Raw genomic sequence first — 19,251 nt, forward strand, 5'->3', positions numbered from 1 at the left:
CACGTTCACCATTTTGCTCCTTCCAGCGCATCGAGCGGGAATTTCAGATACCGCCGGCCGTTGCTTTCGGGCTCCGGCAGCCTGCCACCCCGCACATTGACCTGCAGCGCGTGCAGGATCAGCTTCGGCATCGGCAGCGTCTTGTCGCGCGCTTCCCTGATCTTCACGAAGGAGGCCTCGTCCATGCCGGCGATATGCGGGTTGGCGCGCTTCTGCTCCGCCACCGTGCTTTCCCAGCGCGGCGCACGGCCGTTGGGCTGGTAGTCATGCCCGGTGTAGATGCGGGTCTCGTCGGGCAGCGCCAGGATGTCCTGGATCGAGCGCCACAAAACCTGCGCGCTGCCGCCCGGAAAGTCCGCGCGCGCCGTACCGCTGTCGGGCACGAACATCGTGTCGTGCACGAAGGCCGCATCGCCGATCACATAGGTGATCGAGGCCAGCGTGTGGCCGGGCGAGAACAGCACATGCGCTTCGATATTGCCGACCTTGAACTTGTCGCCATGGGCGAACAGCCGGTCCCACTGCGAGCCGTCGGTCTTCAACTCGGGCCAGTTGTAGATCTCCTTCCACAGCTTCTGGACGTCGACGACATGCTCGCCGATCGCGGTCGGCGCGCCGGTCTTCTGCTTCAGGTAGTGGGCGGCCGAAAAATGGTCGGCATGGGGATGGGTGTCGAGAATCCATTCGACCCTCAGCCCCTCTCTCTCGACATAGGCGAGAATGGCGTCGGCGCTTTCCGTGGAGGTCGAGCCGGACTTCTCGTCGAAGTCGAGCACGGGATCGACGATGGCGCATTTCTTCGTCTCGGGATCGGTCACCACATATTGCACGCTCCAGGTGCGCGGGTCGAAGAACGCCTCCACGTCCGGATGCTTGCGGTCGCGCGCCAGCCAGTTGGCGGCCATGGAAAGGTCGAGGCCGTGCGCCTTGCCGAAAGACAGCACCTCATCCGCCTTCATGCGGCCGTCGAGAACTTCGCCCAAGGCATACAGCGCCAGCGCTCGCGCGCCGCTCTTGCAATGCGCCACCACAGGGCCCTTGGCCTGTGCAACTGTCGCCTGAAAGGCACGAATGTCGGCCTCGGTGATCGTGGGTCCCGTGACGGGGATGAAGTCATAGCCGATACCCGCGCTCTCGGCCGCGCGCCTTTCGGCGGCCGTTCCGGGCTGTCCGGCTTCTTCGGCATCGGGGCGCACGTTGACAAGCTTCGAAACCCCCTCTTCCGCCAGCCGCGCGAAATCGGCGAGTTGCGGTTGTCCGGCGACAGAGAGCCGCTCGTCGATCTTGATCGTCTGCATGGGTAGCTTCCCTTTCCAGAACTCAATATACGTTCTCATATATTGTATTTTGTCTAAATGACAAGAGGCTTTCCCAAACCGCGCATGCGCAATGGACCGGCCAGGAAAAAGCGCCTCAGGCGCCCGTCGGATCTTTCCGCAATTGTCGAGGCAAGCCGGCGGATCCCACAAAAATTCGCGACGAGCGGTGCCGGTCCGAGCCCGCCGCCACCCCTTCAGGATCGTCGGAAGAAAAGCGGCTGTGGAAAAACTTCGATAGCCTTATCATTTTAAGGGTTCGGTTTAAGTGTCGTTAACCCTGCGTCAGGCAGGGTCACGACGCATGAAATTCTCCCTGAAGTTCATGCAGGCGGCTCCGGTTCCCCCAACACCCCACCCGGAGTCGCCACCCACGGGCGGCGTGGCCGCCTTCCCGGTCAGAGCACCGGTTCCCGATGGCTCGTCCTCCCCCATCTCCGCACCGAACCACCGTCCGCCGGTGCGCGGAAATTTCGCCGCAATGCCATCCAAATCCGCTGGCAAGGCGAAGTGGTTTCACTGGCCGAACAAGAAAACTGATTGGTCGATTAATAATTTGTTGAGCGCCTACGATGACCATCGTGGCGCCCCTGAGACCGCGCATGTTCCAATTCGATAATGATCTGTTCCTGCTCCTGAATGCCGGCTCGGCGCCCAACGCCACGGTGGCGTGGCTGGCTATTTTCATAACCAGGTTTCTCGTCCTGCTGATTCCACTCGGCCTGGCCGGCCTTTGGATTTCCGGCGGGCGCCGCAATCGGCTCACCGCGATAGCTCTCTGCGCCGCGCTGGCAATCGCCATCGTCATGAGCGCCATTGTCGGGCTGGTCTTCTTCAGGCCTCGCCCCTTCATGGTCGGTCTCGGCCACGCATTGGTCGACCACCGCCCCAACTCCTCATTCCCCAGCAATCACGCGCTCGCCTTTGCCACCTGTGCAGCAGTGCTGTTCATGGTCAGGCGCAAGGGAGCCGCCTGGATCGCGACGGCGGCGGGCATCATCGTCGCCTGGTCGAGAATTTATATCGGCGTCCACTACCCTCTCGACATGCTCGGCTCCATCGTGCTCGCCGTATTGGCGGCCATGGCCTCGCTCTGGATCATGGATCGCCACGGCGCGCAGTTGCTGTCTCTCGCGGAGCGCATGGAGAGGCTTGTCCTGGCGCCGTTCAGCAAAACATAGGAGCTCCGTGCCCCGGCCCGGCAAGGCTAGGTCACCACCGGGCGGTCCTGCGGCGATGCTGAAACTCAAGCGCCACCAGATGCCCCCTCAGGGCCTTGGCAAGCCCCGCCCCGTCGACCACGCCGTCCTGAAACTTCCGCGTGAGGAATTTCGCTGCATCTCGTCCCTTTTCGGAGGGCACACCCTTAACGAAGCCGGCGTCGGCCAGGACCTGCTCGATGAGCGCCATGTCAGAGGACGAAAGATATTGCCGGTGACTGTGGGAAGTCATCCCGTTCTCCCAATTGGATTGTCTGCAGCCCCCCGGCAATCGGCAGCAATGGTGCCGACATGGCAATGTTGCACACCACCGACGGTGGCGTCTATTCGAGACAATGCCCGACCAATGACAGGTCTTTTACGGACAATACCCATTGCGGATATGCATGTTTCATCCAAATTATCCTTGCCGCAGGGTTTTCCGGTTCCATAACGTGAACATCGTTACGGCGGGTTTTGCCGCCGACCACCAGATGACATGATCGACCAGGACCCTCGCGGAGAGATGGAAACCAGCATGAGTGGCTGTTCGCTCGTCTGGCTGCGCAACGACCTGCGCCTAGCCGACAATCCCGCGCTCGCGTCGGCAATCGCCCGCGGCGCAGGCGTGGTCGCGCTCTATGTTCACGAGACCGCTCCCGGTCTCAGGCCTCCCGGGGGCGCGGCGCGCTGGTGGCTGGAAAGAAGCCTCGCTTCGCTTCGGGACAGTCTCGCTGAAGCGGGCATCGAGCTTCTGGTCGAGACCGGCGACGCCAGGGAAATCGTGCCGGAGCAGGCCGCGCGCCTGAAGGCGGCTTTCGTATGCTGGAACCGCAGACATGCGCCCGCCGAGCGTGAAACCGACGCCGCCATAAAAACAACCCTGCGCGAAAACGGAGCCGCCGCCGCATCCTTTCCCGGCAATGTGCTCGTCGAGCCCTGGGAAGTTCGCACCGGCGGCGGCGGGCCCTACCAGGTCTTCACCCCTTTCGCCAAGGCAGTACGCCAGCATCTCGTGGCGCCTCCACTCTCTCACCCGAAGGCAGGCTCCCTAACAACCGCGACCTCCTCGGCTGTTGAAGGCCCCCCCACCGGCGAGCCGACCTGGTCGCAAAAGCTCGCGAAACACTGGCTCTTGGGCGAAGAGGCCGCCCGCGCGGCTCTGCTGCGCTTCCTGGACAATTGCCTTGCCGGCTACGCCGAGAACCGCGACCGCCCGGCCATCGACGGAACCTCATCGCTATCGCCATATCTGCGCTTCGGCGAGATCAGCGCCAGGCAAGTGTGGCACGCCGCCAGCGCCGTCTCGGCACAAGACCCGGTAAAGGCAGCGCAGGTGGAAAAATTCCTTTCCGAGCTGATCTGGCGCGACTTCAACTATCACCAACTCTATCATCGCCCCGATATCGCCAGCCTCGACATGCGCGACAGCCTGGCCAGCCTGGAATGGCGCAACGACGAAGCTGCGCTGCGTGCCTGGCAGCGGGGTCTCACCGGGTTCCCGATCGTGGATGCCGGCATGCGCCAGCTTTGGGAAACCGGATGGATGCACAACCGCGTGCGAATGCTGGCGGCGTCACTGCTGACAAAGAACCTGCTCATCGACTGGCGGCTGGGCGAAAGATGGTTCTGGGACACGCTGGTCGACGCGGACATGGCCAGTAATCCAGGAAACTGGCAGTGGGTGGCCGGCTGCGGCATGGACGCCGCGCCCTATTTCCGCATCTTCAACCCCGTCCTGCAAGGCCAGCGGTTCGACCCGGACGGCGCCTATGTCAAACGCTGGGTGCCTGAACTGGCCGGCCTGCCCGCCACCTGGGTGCACCGCCCGTTCGAAGCCCCCGAAGACGAGCTCACGGCCGCCGGCGTGATCCTGGGCGAAACCTACCCACGCCCGCTCGTCGACCTGAAGGCCTCGCGAGACCGCGCAATGCGGGCCCGAGCAGTATCATAGCTTGCCGACATCCGCGGCTGGGCGCGGGCTCGCTCTCACTACCTGTGCTGGCATTTTTTTTGCACTTGACATCCAGAGGTAGAAACCTACTTGGCGGTGTACCCAAACCTAAGAGGGAAGAGGAAGTATGCCAAAGCAACGACCTCGACCGAAGAGATTGCGCGCGACGGCGCCCGGGTCCACTCAAGATGAGACAAAGCCAAGGCTCCTTCTCGCGGGATATGATCCGGCGGCCACAGGCTATGCGCCCGTGTTACAGCCGGGTCATCCTCCGGAACGCCCGCTCATATTCATTGTCGACCACGACCATGAGGTTCGCGACAGGATTCGCAGGATCCTTGTGCAGTCTGGCTGGACCGTCGAGGACCATGGAACGCCCGACGATTATCTCGAGGCCTGCCGTCTGCATCCACCGGATGAAACTTGCCGTTGGTCGCCTGCCATCGTCATTGCCAGCAAGAGTGACATGTCGATGGCCATCCAGGTCATAAAGATAAGCGCATCGAACTTCATTTCAAAACCGGTCAAACGCGACGAATTGCTGCTTGGGCTCGAGCGTGCGCTTGAGTGGGCAAGGCGAGGGTTCAGGCCACCCGACCCGGAAGAGTTTTCCGGCAGCCATATCTCAAGGCTGACACCCCGGCAGGTGCAGATCATGGAACTGGTACTCGCCGGGCACCCAAGCAAGAACATCGCTGCGGATCTCGGCATCAGTCGACGCACGGTCGAGAACCATCGCTCCGCCATCATGAAAAAGGCAGGCGTGAAATCTCTGCCGGCCTTGACCAGGCTGGCGCTTGCCAGGTCCTGGAACGCGACGGACACCTCAGCCCCTGACGAATAAGCTCCGTCGCAGAGTCAGCCGCTGGGTTCGTGGCAGACGCTGCCACAGGCGCTTTCAAGTAAACGCTAGATCTTACCGGAATCATGTCCGGATCTTAGATATTCGTCGATATATTTTGCTATCGCGTCAGTTCCTTCCGGCACGTGATACTCATGGCCCTTGGCGAATGCCAGGTATCCATAGACCTGCCTGTTATCGATATACTGTGAAATCCCGCCGGTTCTCGCACTTTCCGAAAACACTACGTATTCGTGGCGGCCGGTATCATCGGTGTATCGCAGGTTCTTTGCGACGTCCGAGCGTACGAGATAGGTGCAGTGAACGACTGGCACCTCATGGACACCGCGAATCCATCTGTTCAAAATCCAGTAATACTGGTCGCAGTCCTTGTAGTAACCATTCTCGTCGATCTCCGCATGGAAGTTCGAATAGATCAAATGAGGATTCATGGATCGCAACAATGGCGAGGCAATCGGAACATTTAGCGAAAGCAACTCGCGCAGTGTGGAGGGTATCAGGAAATTGTCCACATCGGCCACGAAGTAGAAATCGCAATCATTCTCGACGGCGCGCCTCAGGCTGATGTCGCGGATTTCGCCGAGAACCCGGAACCGCGTTGGGTTCCATTCGTGCACGGCATACTGCTCGACGCGGGTCTCAACGTCCTCCGCATTGAATTCAACACCGGCGTAGAGATGCCCCACACGTCCCACCCAATCGCGCAGGATACCTTCCGTTCCGTCGGTGTTGTTGTTGGTGCGGATGTACAGGAAGATGGAAGACTTCGGGTATTCGAGCGCTTCGATGCACCGGAGATATCGCGGCAGAAACTCCTCTTTCTGCTTGGCCAAGATGGCAAGAAGCACCCTTGGCGATCCAGCTACGCGCGAATGGAGCCATCTCGGCGGCATCAGGGCATGTTGTTCCGCGAAGCTCTTGGCTGCCGCCGATCCCAGGTCCGGCTCCTTCGTCAATCGTCCGCTCGCAAACCGGGCGTTCGACACCACACGAGAAAGATCGGTGCCCGCGAGTTTTCCCGTCGCGAGGATTTTCAGGCAGGCGTCGAGGCTCTCCGCATAGTGCCCTGACCAGTATGCGTTGACAGAAAACTCATCCAGAAGGCCGGTCTCGTAGATCCAGCGCTCGACGAACAGCCCGTCGGCCGGCATGGCTATGGCCAATCCCCGCTTCGCAAGCTGGTACCCTTCCTCGTAGCGCTTCCTGTGGCGGCAGAATTTGCTCGCTGCGTGCAGGGCCTCGGATCGGGTTGCCAAGGCATTCGACGCGCGAACATATGCATCGATCACCTCCTGCTCGGGATGGCCAAGCCACTCCTTGAGCTGGGCCGCATAATAGAGGCTGACGAATACTTCCTGCGGCCAGAACCCCATCTCGGCCCTGATCAGGTAATTTTCCAACGCCTTTCCGCGCTCGCCGCAATCGCGGTAGCTCTGCGCAAGGTAAAACCGGTAGCGCGAGAGCAGGAACGCGCTGGTCTCCGTCTCCAGCGCGGCCTCAAGCACCGCAGCGTCGCGCCGATAGGTCTGCGGGTCTTTCCGGCGCGCACCGTCGTGGTTTCGTCTCATGCGGATCCCGGAGAGGTGCCCTGAAGGGCCGGCATCATCGCAGGTGATGTATTCGTGCAGAACGCCTTCGTAGCGCCACGGCAGGGCGCTTCGCACCAGCTGCGTGCGTCGGTACGCGATCGTGGTATCGGCAATGTCTATCGAGTAGGAGTCTGCCGCCAGTGGAGGAAGACCTCCGCCGGGCCCGATCTCCAGGGTGTCGTCCGCATCGATGATCAGCGTGTACTCGCTCTTCCCGCGGGCCAGATCGAGGGCTTCGGAGCGATTGTGGGCAAAGTCGCGCCAGGGCCTCTCGTGCAACTCGCCGGGCAGGGTGCGCATGTGCTCGCGGATAATGTCCTGGGTGCCATCGGTGGACCCGGTATCGACGATCACCCAGTAGTCGATGATCGGCCGCACACTGTCGAGACACCGGCGGATCACCGCCGCCTCGTTCTTGACGATCATGTTCAGGCAAACTTTCCGGCTTGGGGTGGTCATCGTATACTCCGTCGAGAAGAGCTGGATGATGAGGTGCACTCATGCCCGCCTGCGGCCATCCCATGAAGAGACGGCATTTTCTGTCTTTGCTCGGGATTGGCGTAGCGCTTCCGTTGAAGAATGCCATGGCGCGCCCCACTTCTTCGAACGTGACGCTGCTCAACGCCGAACTGGAGCTTGGGGGTGAGTGGGGCGGATCCGCGCCTGCAGATGCAGCCGCAGTGATCGAGCGTATGCGCAGGGCCTGTTTGGCGGATGTTGCCCTGCTCTCCGACCGCCAGCCCCAAAGACTTCGCGTCGACGACAAGTCGGGGAGCAATCCCTCTATCTGGCTTCACACCGACAAGCCGACGACCGCCTGGATCAACGTCATCGTCGGCACTCGCGACTGGTGCAATCTCGCCTATCAGTTCGGGCATGAATTCGGCCACGTGTTCTGCAACAGCTGGCAGCGGGATGCCAAGCCGCGCAACCCCTGCCAGTGGATAGAGGAAGCGCTGGCCGAAGCCTTCTCGCTGCGCGGCCTGCGGCTCCTGGCCGACGACTGGATGCGCGCACCTCCCTTCCCGAACGACGCGAAATACGCCAGCTCCATCCGGAACTACCGGGAAGCTCTTGTGACCGGTTATCGCAAGACTGCGCAGGAACAACGCGTTCCGGCGGGGTTCAGTGCCTGGTTCAAGAGCCAGAAGCCTTTCCTCGACGAGCAGGGTGGCCTTGCTTCCGCGCGCGGCGCGGTGCTGACGATGCTCGATCTTCTGGAAGGCGATCCCGCCATGGTCGCGGACTTGGGAGCACTGAACCGATGGCCGGAGCGGAGCGGCGTTCCCTTGCACGACTACCTCGACTTCTGGAAAAAGAGCTGCACGGATCTGAACGCGCCTGGCCTCTTGCCGGCGCGACTGGGCGAGCTTTTCGCCGACCCCTGAGCGGACGCCGTTTCGGATGGGCCCCTGCTTTTGCCGAGGTCGAGTGATGCCATTCCCCTACCCCCTTTCCATATCCGCCAGCGAAGCCGTTCCGGGCACCGCTTCCGTCTGGCGAAGCGGCACGCGCTCGAGTGCGGCGAGCTCGTCGCTCGCCTCGGCTGCTCCGAGGGAAGCCGCATGCGCATACCAACGTTTTCCTGCTTCCATATCCTGCGGCCCGCCCAAGCCTTTCACCGCATAGCGCGCAAGCATCACGGCAGCCGTCGGGTGGCCTTGGTCGGCGGCCTGAGCGAACCAGCGCCGGGCCTCCTGATGATCGGTCTCAAGATCATGATCGCCGCCGTGAAGGACGCCCAGAGCGAACATTGCGCCCGAGTGCCCTCCGCTCGCTGCGCGCAGGAGCCAGGATCTTGCCAGTTGATGATCGCGCGGCACGCCGCGGCCGACCACAAGCAGCTCCGCAAGCGCCACCTGTGCGTCCGCCAAACCGGCCTCTGCGGCACGGGCAAGCCAGATCGCGGCCTCGGCATCGTCCCTTGCCACGCCGCGGCCCTCGACAAGCATTCGGCCAAACCAGTATTGCGCGTTCGGAACTCCCGCCGCAGCGCGCTTCAGCCAGAAAGCGGCAAGCTCGTCGTTGCGGGGTTCGCCCACGCCTTCAGCTAGACAGACGGCGTAGTTGAACGCGCCGATCAGGTCGCCTTGCTCGGCCGCGCGCTTGAACCACTCATGCACGGGCGGTGGTTCGCTCTCGAGCGAGGCTGCCTCTCCCGTCTGCAACAGTACCGCGAGGTCGGTTTGGGCTTCCTGATGGCCGGCCTCAGCCGCCCGATTGAACCAGATGGCTGCCTCGTCCGCGTCCCGCACGACGCCAGCACCGGTAAGATAAAGCATCCCAAGCGCACGCGCCGCCGCTCCGTGCCCGCGCTCGGCCGCGGTGTGTGCGCGGCCTCGGCGTAGTTCGGCGGCATGCACCCGCCACGGGCATAGATATCGCCGAGCATGGCTGCCGCGTCGCGGTCGCCGCCGACAGCGGCGCGGCGCAGCCAGCTTTCGCCGTTGAGCGGATCGGCCGGCCCCCCGCGGCCCTCGAGCAGCATCATGCCAAGCCTGGCCTGGGCGTTGCCGTGCCCGGCCTCCGCGGCGACTTTGAAGTGATGCCGCGCCTTTGCATCGTTCGGCGCGCCAGCATCGCGTTCGGCGCTTACGCCGAGCAGGTAATGCGCGGTGGGCAAGCCTGCTTCCGCGGCGCGGGCGAGCTCGGCATGGGCGGCCATCGTCATGGTCGTTCTGTTCGCGCGTACTATCAGCGCAATGGCATAGCCAAGCCTGCCTTGCGGGCAACCCTGCCGGGCCGACTTGCGGTACCAGCTGAACGCTGCGTCTGGATCGCGCAAATCATCGGGTCCGGACGAAAGGATGAAGGCGAGCATTGCCTGCGCATCCGGTGCACCCGCCTCGGCCGCGCGACGCGCCCAGAGCGCGGCCGCATGGTAATCGGGCTCGGCATTCTGCGCCGCAACCGGCTCGAACAAACCGCCGCCCTGCTCCACCGCAGCCTGCGGCAAACCGAACAGATGGAGTTGGGCCAGACGGCACTGCGCACGCACGTGGCCGGCCTTGGCAGCGCGATGATACCAGCGAGCCGCGGAAGCCTGGTGTTGCACCGTGCCGTTGCCTCCAAGGTAACGCTCGCCGACGATAAACGCCGCTTCCGCATCGCCTCGTTCGGCCGCCGCAACGAACAGGGTTAGAGATCGCTCCGGCTCCTTCTCCGCGAGGCGTTGCGCACGCGAGCGTGCCCACCTCGCCGAGCGGGATGCGAGACGGTCTAATGGCGTGGCCAGTAGGTTCAATCCGGTCATACGAGTCACGGCTCGCGCATGCTGTCATAGGCAACGGGAAGGATCTTGTTGACGAAGTAGGCCAGGATGGAGCGCGTCCCGACCTTCACATCGGCGGTCAACGGCATGCCAGGCATGAGGCGAAAGCCAGGCGGCGTCTCGTGCAGCAACAACTTTCCGATTGCGATGTCGGCTTTGTAATAGAGCGTGCTTGGCCGGTTCGGCAGCGCCGTGCCGCCTTCCTGCGCCGTGGTTTCGGGACTGAAGCTATCCGCGCTGATCGAGCGCACCACGCCATGTGCACTGCCATATTGGAGAAACGGCAAGGTATCGAATTTGATCGTTACCTCGTCGCCCGATCGGACATAGCCGCTTTCGATACCCGAAATGTCGGCCTCGACCGAAAGCGGCGCGTCGAGGGGCACCAGCTGGATGAGCGGCTCGGCCGTGGTGACGACCGAGCCTGCCGAAACCTTGGCCACCGAAAGCACGACCGCATCGCGCGGTGCGGTGAGCACCACAAGCTCGCTATGCAGGGTGGCTTTGGAATAGTCCTGCTGGGCCTGCACCAGCTTGCGACGCGTCTCTGCGAGATCTTGCGAGTTCTGGCTGCTCCAATGCTGGACGAAGGTTTCACGCTCAGCCTGCAAGGCGGCCACCTTGCGGCGCGCTTGGGCGGCATCCGATTCCGCCTGGGAAAGCGAAGCCTGCATGGTGAGCCGAACGTCCTTTGCAAGCATCGTGTTGAGCAGGCTGCCGACCTGTAGATCCTGCAGCTTCAGGCGCATGTCTTCTATGCTGGTGGCGAGGCCGATGCGCTGGCGATAATAGGTGGCCTGCGCTTCATCGCCCGCGATCTGCGTCTTCAGCTGGTCGATCTTCTGGTCGAAATTCTCCAGGGAAAATTTGCGTTCGTTGTTCTGCTGGACGAAGATCGCCATCTGCAGGCTGGCGTGCGGATTGGTCCGATCGGGCGCGTAGTCATCGCCGTCGCCTATTGCCTGCAATCGCGCCGCCGCGGCACTGAACAAATCGACCTGATCCTTCAGGGCGGTAAGATCGGCGGTGCTGAAAGTCGGGTTGAAACGGGCAAGTACCTGGCCCTTCCGGACGATGTCACCCTTCCTCACGTCGATGCTCTCGATGATGGTCTGATCGAAGGGCTGAATGACGATGTTGGGCGCCTCGGCGACGAGCTTGCCGCTGGCAGAAACAATCTTGTCGATGCGGATCAGCCCGCTTGCCGCCAGCATCGAAACGACCAGAAGAAAGACCAGGAAGGTCATCGCGCGCGCCAGGTTCGGCACCGGAGTGGCGATGATCGCAGCCGAAGGACTGCCGAATTCCAGGGCGGCGAGTGGCAGCGGGCCGCCGCCCGCTGACGCGCTGTCATTGGCGGGCGAGAACCGGAGCCGGGTTCGCATGGGCCTTTCCTCGAGGATCTATATGGCGGTTCTGTTGCAGCCAGAGATGGCGATAGACGGCGCAGCGCTCGACCAACTCATCATGCGGCCCGAGATCGATGACCTGGCCGCGGTCGAGCACAAGGATCTGGTCGCAATAGAGCAGCGAAGACAGGCGGTGCGAGACGATCACCATCGTGCGTCCGCGCGCTATGCGCTGGAGGTTGGCGTTGATCAGCGCCTCGCTCTCCGGGTCGAGCGCGGAGGTGGCTTCGTCGAGGATCATGAGCTTCGGATCGACGATCAGTGCGCGCGCTATGGCAAGGCGCTGGCGCTGGCCGCCGGAAAGGTTGGGCGAGCCTTCCTGGATCCAGGTTTCATAGCCCTGCGGCAGGCGCTCGATGAACTCCTCCGCGCCGGCGAGCCTGGCCGCGCGCACCGCGTCCTCGAAGCTAAGGCCTGGTCGCCCGGCGAGGATATTGTCCTTGACTGTGCCGCGGAACAGGAAATTCTCCTGCAGCACGACGCCGAAGCTCTGGCGCAGATGGCGCAGATTGATCTCGCGCAGATCTGTCCCATCGATCTTGACCGCCCCCGAATACTCGCGGTTGATACCCATCAACAGCCGCGTGACGGTGGATTTGCCGGAGCCCGAACGACCTACCAGCCCGAGCATGGTGCCGGGCGCGATGGAGAAACTGACTTTGTCGAGCGCGGGGGTCTTGGTGCCTTCGTACTTGAAGGTGACATCGTCGAAATTGATCGCGCCTTCGAATTTCGGCCGCAACCCATGGGTCAGCGCCCGCTTCTCGGTCGGCCGGTTGAGAACGGAGCCGACCTGCGAAAGCGCCTCGCGCGCCTCTTGCACATCCTGCAGCAGGCGCGCGAGATTCACCAACGGGCCGGCGACGCGGCCGCCAAGCATCATGAAACCGATCAAACCGCCGAGCGACAGCGGGTTGCTGGATGTAAGCGCAATATAGGCGCCAAGCGCCAACACGCCGGCCTGGGTGTATTTTTCAAACGGCATCACCAGTACCATCGGCCAGTTGCTCAGCCTGCCCATCTGCAGGTTGAGTTCGCCTACCCTCGCCGTCCGCTGATCCCATTCCGCCGCGCGGCTGTCTTCCAGGCAGAGCGACTTGACGGTGCGGATGCCGTAGATGCTTTCGACAAGCGTCGAGCCCCTGTCCGACTCTGCCTGGACCTGCTTGGCCGTCATGCGAGCCAGGGGCTTGAGGAAAACCGCTATGACCAGCGTGACGCAGCAGGCGGCGGCCAGCACGGTCCATGCAAGCGTTGCCTCCATGTAGAACAGCACAGGCAACAGCAGCAGAACCATCGAGAGATCGAGGAACGTCGTTATCATCCGCCCTGTCAGGAACTCGCGCACGCGGTAGAGCTGGCTGACCTTGTAAGACAGTTCGCCCGCCTGGTTCCGCTCGAAGAAATCCATCGGGAGCGCCACCAGCCGGACGAAGATGGCCAGGTTCATCCTGGTGTCCAGGCGGCTGGCGAGAATGACGAGCAACATCCGCCGCGACCAGGCGATGAGCATCTCGAAAGCAAGTGCGATCACCAGGATGACGACAAGCAGGGCGAGCGTGTTGGAGCTTTGATGCATCACCACCGTGTTCAGGGTCGTCATGATCATCAGGATGGGCATCACACTGAGGATGGTGATGGTGATCGAGCCGATCGCCACGTCGCGCAGGATCGTCTTTTCTCCCCACACAAGGCGGGTAAGCAACCCGAGGTTGAACGGTGCCTCGTCTTCATTGTCCTGGCGTGAGGTGCGAACCAGCATGGTTGCGCCGTCCCAGACCTGCCTGAGACGAAGTTCGTCGACTTCTACCGGCGCTTCCGAGTTCGGCGCGCAGGGATCGCGCACCAGAAGCATCTGATGCTCGTGATCACGGCCGACGACCAGGGCAGCATCGCCATCGGCGAGCAGCAACAGGATAGGTGCCGGGCTGTCGATCTTCAGCAGTTGACGAAAGGTAAGACGCACGCAGCGTGCCCACAGCCCCGACTGGCGAAACCAGTCGGTCAGAACTGCCGGGGAAGGCACGGCTCCCGCAGCACCGAGCTTCAGCGGGTCAGGATCGGCCCCGTAGTAGCTGGCAACTTTCATGGCAGCAGCCAGGCGTGCACCCGCCCGGCGCGCTCCGCGGCTTGCAGCGGCGGCATTTGCAGGTCCGTCAGCCGCAGCCTCTTGCGGCATCGGCCCAGCCGGGCAGAAATTCCTATCGGCTGCAGACGCTAGTTTTTTGCTCATCTTGGACCACTCGGTAGAAGCTGGCAGGCAAGAGCAGGAAACCAGCTGATTTCTCTCGAAGTGAAGAGACCGGCCACGAAGGCCGGTCTCCATTCACCATTCGGGCTTAGTCCTTTGGCATCGTCAGTTTACGTGCGTAGTCCTCCAGGTTGAGCGAGGTCATCGTGCCCGAGTGACCGGTCTGCTGGACGGTCGTTCCGATCGACGCGAGCGCAGTGTTTCCGCTGCTTGCAGGCAACGACGATCCCCAATGCGGCACGATATCGGTTGGCGTCAGGTTTCCGTTCAGCCCCTGCGCAATGCTCCGGAGAGACACTTCACTGCCGAACGTGACACCATCTGCCGTCGACCCTACGCCTCGATAGGCATTTTGAGCGGGCATGAAGGACATGTGGTCTTTCAACTGCCCCAGATTGCTCCAGCCGGGGAGCCATTTCGGCCAGCCAGGCCATCCATGCCCACCGGTATGTCCGCCAGGCGGATCTGCCGGGCCTCTCGGGCCTGTCGGGCCCGTCGGGCCAGCTGGACCCGTCGGCCCAGTCTTGCCGGTGGCGCCGGTCGCGCCTGTCGGACCGGTCTTGCCCGTGGCCCCGGTCGCGCCGGTCGGGCCCGTCTTGCCGGTCGCGCCGGTCGCGCCCGTCGGGCCGGTCTTGCCTGTCGCGCCGGTCGGGCCTGTCGGGCCGGTCTTGCCGGTGGCGCCTGTCGAGCCGGTCTTTCCGGTAGCGCCGGTCACGCCGGTCGGGCCGGTCTTGCCGGTGGCACCGGTCGCGCCTGTCGGGCCGGTCTTGCCGGTGGCACCGGTCGGACCTGTCGGGCCGGTCTTGCCGGTGGCACCGGTATCGCCGGTCGCGCCGGTGTCGCCCGTGGCACCCGTATCGCCCGTGGCACCGGTATCGCCGGTCGCGCCGGTATCTCCCGTCGCGCCAGTGTCTCCCGTGGCGCCAGTGTCACCCGTCGCGCCGGTGTCACCCGTCGCGCCAGTGTCTCCCGTCGCGCCGGTATCGCCCGTCGCACCGGTGTCACCCGTCGCGCCGGTATCGCCCGTGGCGCCGGTGTCGCCTGTCGCGCCGGTGTCACCCGTGGCACCGGTGTCACCAGTGGCGCCAGCATCACCCGTCGCACCGGTGTCACCCGTGGCACCGGTATCGCCAATCGCGCCGGTATCGCCAGTCGCACCGGTGTCTCCCGTCGCACCGGTATCGCCAGTCGCACCGGTGTCGCCCGTCGCACCGGTGTCACCCGTCGCACCGGTATCGCCCGTCGCGCCGGTATCGCCCGTCGCGCCGGTATCGCCCGTCGCGCCGGTATCGCCCGTCGCGCCGGTATCGCCCGTCGCGCCGGTATCGCCCGTGGCGCCGGTATCTCCCGTCGCGCCAGTGTCTCCCGTGGCGCCGGTATCACCCGTCACGCCGGTGTCACCCGTCGCACCAGTGTCTCCCGTCGCGCCGGTATCGCCCGTCGCACCGGTGTCTCCCGTCGCACCGGTGTCACCCGTCGCGCCGGTATCGCCCGTCGCGCCGGTATCGCCAGTCGCGCCGGTATCGCCCGTCGCGCCGGTATCTCCCGTCGCGCCAGTGTCTCCCGTGGCGCCGGTATCACCCGTCACGCCGGTGTCACCCGTCGCACCAGTGTCGCCGGTCGCGCCGGTGTCACCCGTGGCTCCGATATCGCCAGTCGCACCAGTGTCACCCGTGGCGCCGGTATCGCCAGTCGCACCAGTGTCACCCGTGGCGCCGGTGTCGCCAGTGGCTCCGGTATCGCCGGTCGCGCCGGTGTCACCCGTCGCGCCGGTGTCACCCGTCGCGCCGGTGTCGCCGGTCGCGCCGGTGTCACCCGTGGCTCCGGTATCGCCAGTCGCACCAGTGTCACCCGTGGCGCCGGTATCGCCAGTCGCGCCAGTGTCTCCCGTGGCGCCAGTGTCACCCGTCGCGCCGGTGTCGCCGGTCGCGCCAGTATCTCCCGTCGCGCCGGTGTCACCCGTGGCGCCGGTATCGCCAGTCGCACCGGTATCGCCCGTGGCGCCGGTATCGCCAGTCGCGCCAGTGTCGCCGGTGGCGCCGGTGCCACCCGTGGCGCCGGTGTCGCCAGTCGTGCCAGTATCTCCCGTCGCGCCGGTGTCGCCAGTCGCGCCGGTGTCGCCCGTGGCGCCGGTATCGCCAGTCGGGCCGGTGTCACCCGTGGCACCGGTGTCTCCCGTCGCGCCGGTGTCGCCTGTCGCGCCGGTGTCACCGGTCGCACCGGTGTCTCCCGTCGCGCCGGTGTCGCCCGTTGCGCCAGTGTCACCCGTGGCACCGGTGTCACCCGTCGCGCCAGTATCGCCAGTCGCACCGGTGTCTCCCGTCGCACCGGTGTCTCCCGTCGCGCCTGTATCACCCGTGGCACCGGTGTCTCCCGTCGCGCCAGTGTCGCCCGTGGCGCCAGTGTCTCCCGTCGCGCCGGTGTCGCCGGTCGCGCCAGTATCTCCCGTCGCGCCGGTATCGCCAGTCGCGCCGGCATCGCCCGTGGCGCCAGTATCGCCAGTCGCACCTGTATCACCCGTCGCGCCGGTATCGCCAGTTGCGCCGGTATCGCCGGTGGCTCCGGTATCGCCGATGGCACCAGTGTCTCCCGTCGCGCCGGTGTCGCCAGTGGCGCCGGTGTCACCAGTGGCACCGGTATCTCCGGTTGCGCCGGTGTCGCCGGTCGCGCCGGTGTCGCCAGTCGCGCCGGTATCGCCCGTGGCGCCGGTATCGCCAGTCGCACCGGTGTCGCCCGTCGCGCCAGTGTCACCAGTGGCGCCAGTATCACCCGTCGCGCCGGTGTCGCCCGTGGCGCCGGTATCGCCAGTCGCACCGGTGTCGCCCGTCGCGCCAGTGTCACCAGTGGCGCCAGTATCACCCGTCGCGCCGGTGTCGCCCGTGGCGCCGGTATCGCCCGTCGCGCCAGTATCACCCGTCGCACCGGTGTCGCCGGTGGCACCGGTGTCACCAGTGGCACCGGTGTCGCCCGTCGCGCCAGTATCTCCCGTGGCGCCAGTATCGCCAGTGGCTCCGGTATCGCCGGTGGGGCCCGCGGCGCCCGTAATTCCTGTTACAGTGAAATCAGTTCCATTTGTCTGAAGTATTCCGGCTTGATTATAGACAACAATATTTGCCGGATCAGCGCCCTCTGGAAGATATACGAGCGCCGAATAAGAGCCCAGGGGCACCCCTGTCGGTATCGCCGTCAGCGGGTTTGTATTGCTCGTACTTCCGAGGAGAGTATAGGTCACGCCATCGAGCTAATAAATGTACTCGGTGGTACCGGCGATATCTATACCTTGAACGCTGTAAAGCATGACACAACTCCGCTGCTAACGGGCAAACACGATGCGGCTGGCGGGAGGTGGGCTGATGGCAGTGCTTAGGGCGGCGAATCCGAAGTCAAGCCGTTCCCCGGCTGATTTGGCCATGCGCCCAGGCAGGGCGTTATGCTCACCCCGGGAAGGTGTTCGCTGCCATTCTTGTCGTCGGTTACGAAGATGTCCTCGGCCGAGCATCCGGGCGGGAGCAGAAATGTAACGCTGAATTGGCCCGACACTATACCGGGCGGGAGGGTGGAGCCGACGGCACCCACCACGTGACTTGAGCCCAGCAGGGCGTAGTCCTCCGCGGCTTTGCCACGGCACCAAACGAACACGACACTTGCGCCCTCGTTGGGATCAACGCCCGCAACGTTAAAAAAGACACCGCTCATATCGCTGACTTCCCTGTTACGGTTAGACTTTTCAACGAGAGCCAGAGCTTCTTCGCCCTGCCCGATGGGTCGGGTGCCGTCGCATGCAGTTGCCTGCGAATACAGCACTCTACGCACGCGAGGATTGACTATAGTTCGGAAAACACTGATCTTGCAGGTTCGGAAACTACTCACTGAACTTTGGTCGCTGATGACCACGCTACAGTGAGCCGTGCACAGTTCAGTTCGATCCTCCAGCTCGAGCATCAGCCCGTCATCTGCGACGTGGGCGCCAACCCCGTCGACGATCCGCCCTACGCAAACATGCTGGCCTTGAGGCTTTGCAAGGTCGTCGGCTTCGAGCCGCAGCCGGAAGCCTACGAAAACCTTCGACATCGAAACCTGGAGAACGAGCTCTACTTCCCGCGGGCCGTCGGAAAAGCCGGCACCCACCACCTCAACATATATCAGGCGAGCGGCTTCACTTCGACTTTCGAGATCGACGACGCAACGCTTGCCTTCATCGGCAATGAACGCTGGAAGCAGCTGGCCACGCTGAAGCGGGTCGAGCAGATACAATGCATTCCCTTGGATGACATGCCGGACCTGCCGGATTTCGACTTGCTGAAGATCGATATCCAGGGCGGCGAGTTAAGTGTCTTCCAAACCGGAAAAACAAAGCTTTCCAAAGCTGTCTGCGTGATAACGGAGGTAAGCTTTTTCCCGCTCTACAAAGACGCCCCCAGCCTCGGAGACCAGCATCGCGAGCTCATGCAACAGGGTTTCCTGCTCCATAAGTTCATGAACCCGAAGTCGATGCATATCCATAGCACTCACTCCGACAGCGAGTTGATCACACGCAACAGAAGCCAGCTTATCGATGGGGACGCGGTCTATATCAGGGATCTTCGAGGGATCGCTGAATGGCCGACCAACGAGATCAAGAGCTTGGCCGCACTCGCCCATTTCGTTTTCGACAGCAAGGACCTCGTCTTGCGGTGCCTGGACGTTCTGATCTCCAGGAAGGTTTTGCCCGCCAATGCCGGTATGAAATGCGCGAAACTATACGGCGGCTGATGGCTAAGCGCTGGGCGAGGCAATCTTCTGACTGAACAGTCCCTCCCCCATCGGGGGTCAAGGCCTTCCCATGCCGGACTGAGCTGCGCGGCGGCGGGGGGCTTCGGAACGCAAAAAGCCCCGGCTTTGGGCCGGGGCTTTCTGGGTCTGGTTGCGGGGGTTGGATTTGAACCAACGACCTTCAGGTTATGAGCCTGACGAGCTACCGGGCTGCTCCACCCCGCGTCAACTTTGGCTTGCCCTTGCGGACTTACAGCAAAAGGCCGCTCCCGGAAGGGTTGCGGCCCTGGGTCCCGTTTGTGGCGGGCCTTTTCGTTTGGAGAAGATTTCCATGCACTTAGCAGACCTGGCAGCGACCTACTCTCCCGCGTCTTGAGACGAAGTACCATCAGCGCTGGAGCGTTTCACGGCCGAGTTCGGAATGGGATCGGGTGCAGCCGCTCCGCCATAACCACCAGGTCGGCAAAGTGCATGTTTATTCGAGAAGCTGCTGGCGTAGCCAGTTGTCTTTGTGCCGTTCATGCGTGATGCGATGAACACAAGTAATGAGAACGATCAAGCCAATCGAGCTATTAGTACCGGTAAACTTCATGCATTGCTGCACTTCCATACCCGGCCTATCAACGTGGTCGTCTTCCACGGCTCTCA

Annotated in this window: 13 protein-coding genes, 1 tRNA gene and 2 rRNA genes; 6 read left to right on the forward strand and 10 right to left on the reverse strand. The window is 63.4% G+C overall.

What is annotated here, in order from left to right:
• Window positions 1-5 precede the first annotated feature (5 nt).
• Entirely contained in the window at window positions 6-1,298 is a 1,293-nt protein-coding gene (blh, locus tag ABLE86_RS20060) for a bifunctional sulfur transferase/dioxygenase Blh (protein WP_348780751.1), read from the reverse strand.
• A gap of 620 nt (window positions 1,299-1,918) precedes the next feature.
• Between blh and ABLE86_RS20065 the strand changes: the two genes are divergently transcribed.
• Window positions 1,919-2,497, forward strand: coding sequence for an undecaprenyl-diphosphatase (locus ABLE86_RS20065; RefSeq protein ID WP_348780752.1), 579 nt, complete (start codon window positions 1,919-1,921; stop codon window positions 2,495-2,497).
• 31 nt (window positions 2,498-2,528) lie between these two features.
• On the opposite strand, the gene ABLE86_RS20070 is transcribed toward ABLE86_RS20065, so the two are convergent.
• Entirely contained in the window at window positions 2,529-2,768 is a 240-nt protein-coding gene (locus ABLE86_RS20070) for a hypothetical protein (RefSeq protein WP_348780753.1), read from the reverse strand.
• Window positions 2,769-3,053: 285 nt separating this feature from the next.
• Between ABLE86_RS20070 and ABLE86_RS20075 the strand changes: the two genes are divergently transcribed.
• Both ABLE86_RS20075 and ABLE86_RS20080 read left to right on the forward strand, forming a co-directional pair.
• Window positions 3,054-4,469, forward strand: coding sequence for a deoxyribodipyrimidine photo-lyase (locus ABLE86_RS20075; RefSeq protein ID WP_348780754.1), 1,416 nt, complete (start codon window positions 3,054-3,056; stop codon window positions 4,467-4,469).
• A 127-nt stretch (window positions 4,470-4,596) separates the two neighbouring features.
• Window positions 4,597-5,313 (forward strand): LuxR C-terminal-related transcriptional regulator, encoded by a 717-nt coding sequence (locus tag ABLE86_RS20080; RefSeq protein WP_348780755.1) that lies wholly within the window; start codon window positions 4,597-4,599, stop codon window positions 5,311-5,313.
• 65 nt (window positions 5,314-5,378) lie between these two features.
• Here ABLE86_RS20080 and ABLE86_RS20085 read toward each other — a convergent pair whose 3' ends face one another.
• Window positions 5,379-7,379 carry a glycosyltransferase gene (locus ABLE86_RS20085; RefSeq protein ID WP_348780756.1) on the reverse strand — a complete coding sequence of 667 codons (2,001 nt, stop codon included), beginning with the start codon at window positions 7,377-7,379 and terminating at the stop codon, window positions 5,379-5,381.
• A 125-nt stretch (window positions 7,380-7,504) separates the two neighbouring features.
• On the opposite strand from ABLE86_RS20085, the gene ABLE86_RS20090 reads away from it, so the two are divergent.
• Window positions 7,505-8,308 carry a hypothetical protein gene (locus tag ABLE86_RS20090; protein ID WP_348780757.1) on the forward strand — a complete coding sequence of 268 codons (804 nt, stop codon included), beginning with the start codon at window positions 7,505-7,507 and terminating at the stop codon, window positions 8,306-8,308.
• Window positions 8,309-8,365: 57 nt separating this feature from the next.
• On the opposite strand, the gene ABLE86_RS20095 is transcribed toward ABLE86_RS20090, so the two are convergent.
• Window positions 8,366-9,283, reverse strand: a complete 918-nt coding sequence (locus ABLE86_RS20095) for a tetratricopeptide repeat protein (protein WP_348780758.1) — start codon at window positions 9,281-9,283, stop codon at window positions 8,366-8,368.
• On the opposite strand from ABLE86_RS20095, the gene ABLE86_RS20100 reads away from it, so the two are divergent.
• On the forward strand, window positions 9,250-10,062 hold the full coding sequence (locus tag ABLE86_RS20100; protein ID WP_348780759.1) for a hypothetical protein: 813 nt from the start codon (window positions 9,250-9,252) through the stop codon (window positions 10,060-10,062). The two genes, ABLE86_RS20095 and ABLE86_RS20100, sit on opposite strands and share 34 nt — an antisense overlap.
• 116 nt (window positions 10,063-10,178) lie before the next feature.
• Here the strand turns inward: ABLE86_RS20100 and ABLE86_RS20105 are convergent, their stop codons facing one another.
• The 3 genes from ABLE86_RS20105 to ABLE86_RS20115 form a co-directional block, all read right to left on the reverse strand.
• Window positions 10,179-11,576 (reverse strand): HlyD family type I secretion periplasmic adaptor subunit, encoded by a 1,398-nt coding sequence (locus ABLE86_RS20105; protein WP_348780760.1) that lies wholly within the window; start codon window positions 11,574-11,576, stop codon window positions 10,179-10,181.
• Window positions 11,542-13,689, reverse strand: coding sequence for a peptidase domain-containing ABC transporter (locus tag ABLE86_RS20110; protein ID WP_348780761.1), 2,148 nt, complete (start codon window positions 13,687-13,689; stop codon window positions 11,542-11,544). Before ABLE86_RS20110 ends, ABLE86_RS20105 begins: the two co-directional genes overlap by 35 nt.
• 250 nt (window positions 13,690-13,939) lie before the next feature.
• Complete coding sequence (locus ABLE86_RS20115; protein ID WP_348780762.1) at window positions 13,940-17,083, reverse strand: hypothetical protein; 3,144 nt, start codon at window positions 17,081-17,083, stop codon at window positions 13,940-13,942.
• A gap of 644 nt (window positions 17,084-17,727) precedes the next feature.
• Between ABLE86_RS20115 and ABLE86_RS20120 the strand changes: the two genes are divergently transcribed.
• Window positions 17,728-18,603, forward strand: coding sequence for an FkbM family methyltransferase (locus ABLE86_RS20120; protein ID WP_348780763.1), 876 nt, complete (start codon window positions 17,728-17,730; stop codon window positions 18,601-18,603).
• Window positions 18,604-18,751: 148 nt separating this feature from the next.
• On the opposite strand, the gene ABLE86_RS20125 is transcribed toward ABLE86_RS20120, so the two are convergent.
• The 3 genes from ABLE86_RS20125 to ABLE86_RS20135 all read right to left on the reverse strand — a co-directional run.
• Window positions 18,752-18,828, reverse strand: a tRNA-Met gene (locus ABLE86_RS20125).
• Window positions 18,829-18,947: 119 nt separating this feature from the next.
• Window positions 18,948-19,062, reverse strand: a 5S ribosomal RNA gene (gene rrf, locus ABLE86_RS20130).
• A gap of 92 nt (window positions 19,063-19,154) precedes the next feature.
• Window positions 19,155-19,251 (reverse strand): 23S ribosomal RNA (locus ABLE86_RS20135); the annotation flags it as partial.

The sequence above is a fragment of the Mesorhizobium sp. KR2-14 genome, assembly GCF_040049255.1.
Classification (GTDB): domain Bacteria; phylum Pseudomonadota; class Alphaproteobacteria; order Rhizobiales; family Rhizobiaceae; genus Pseudaminobacter.

Coding starts and splice junctions, on each gene's coding strand:
- blh (WP_348780751.1), bottom strand. CDS start 1,298: ATGCAGACGATCAAGATCGACGAGCGGCTCTCTGTCGCCGGACAACCG.
- ABLE86_RS20065 (WP_348780752.1), top strand. CDS start 1,919: ATGTTCCAATTCGATAATGATCTGTTCCTGCTCCTGAATGCCGGCTCG.
- ABLE86_RS20070 (WP_348780753.1), bottom strand. CDS start 2,768: ATGACTTCCCACAGTCACCGGCAATATCTTTCGTCCTCTGACATGGCG.
- ABLE86_RS20075 (WP_348780754.1), top strand. CDS start 3,054: ATGAGTGGCTGTTCGCTCGTCTGGCTGCGCAACGACCTGCGCCTAGCC.
- ABLE86_RS20080 (WP_348780755.1), top strand. CDS start 4,597: ATGCCAAAGCAACGACCTCGACCGAAGAGATTGCGCGCGACGGCGCCC.
- ABLE86_RS20085 (WP_348780756.1), bottom strand. CDS start 7,379: ATGACCACCCCAAGCCGGAAAGTTTGCCTGAACATGATCGTCAAGAAC.
- ABLE86_RS20090 (WP_348780757.1), top strand. CDS start 7,505: ATGGCGCGCCCCACTTCTTCGAACGTGACGCTGCTCAACGCCGAACTG.
- ABLE86_RS20105 (WP_348780760.1), bottom strand. CDS start 11,576: ATGCGAACCCGGCTCCGGTTCTCGCCCGCCAATGACAGCGCGTCAGCG.
- ABLE86_RS20110 (WP_348780761.1), bottom strand. CDS start 13,689: ATGAAAGTTGCCAGCTACTACGGGGCCGATCCTGACCCGCTGAAGCTC.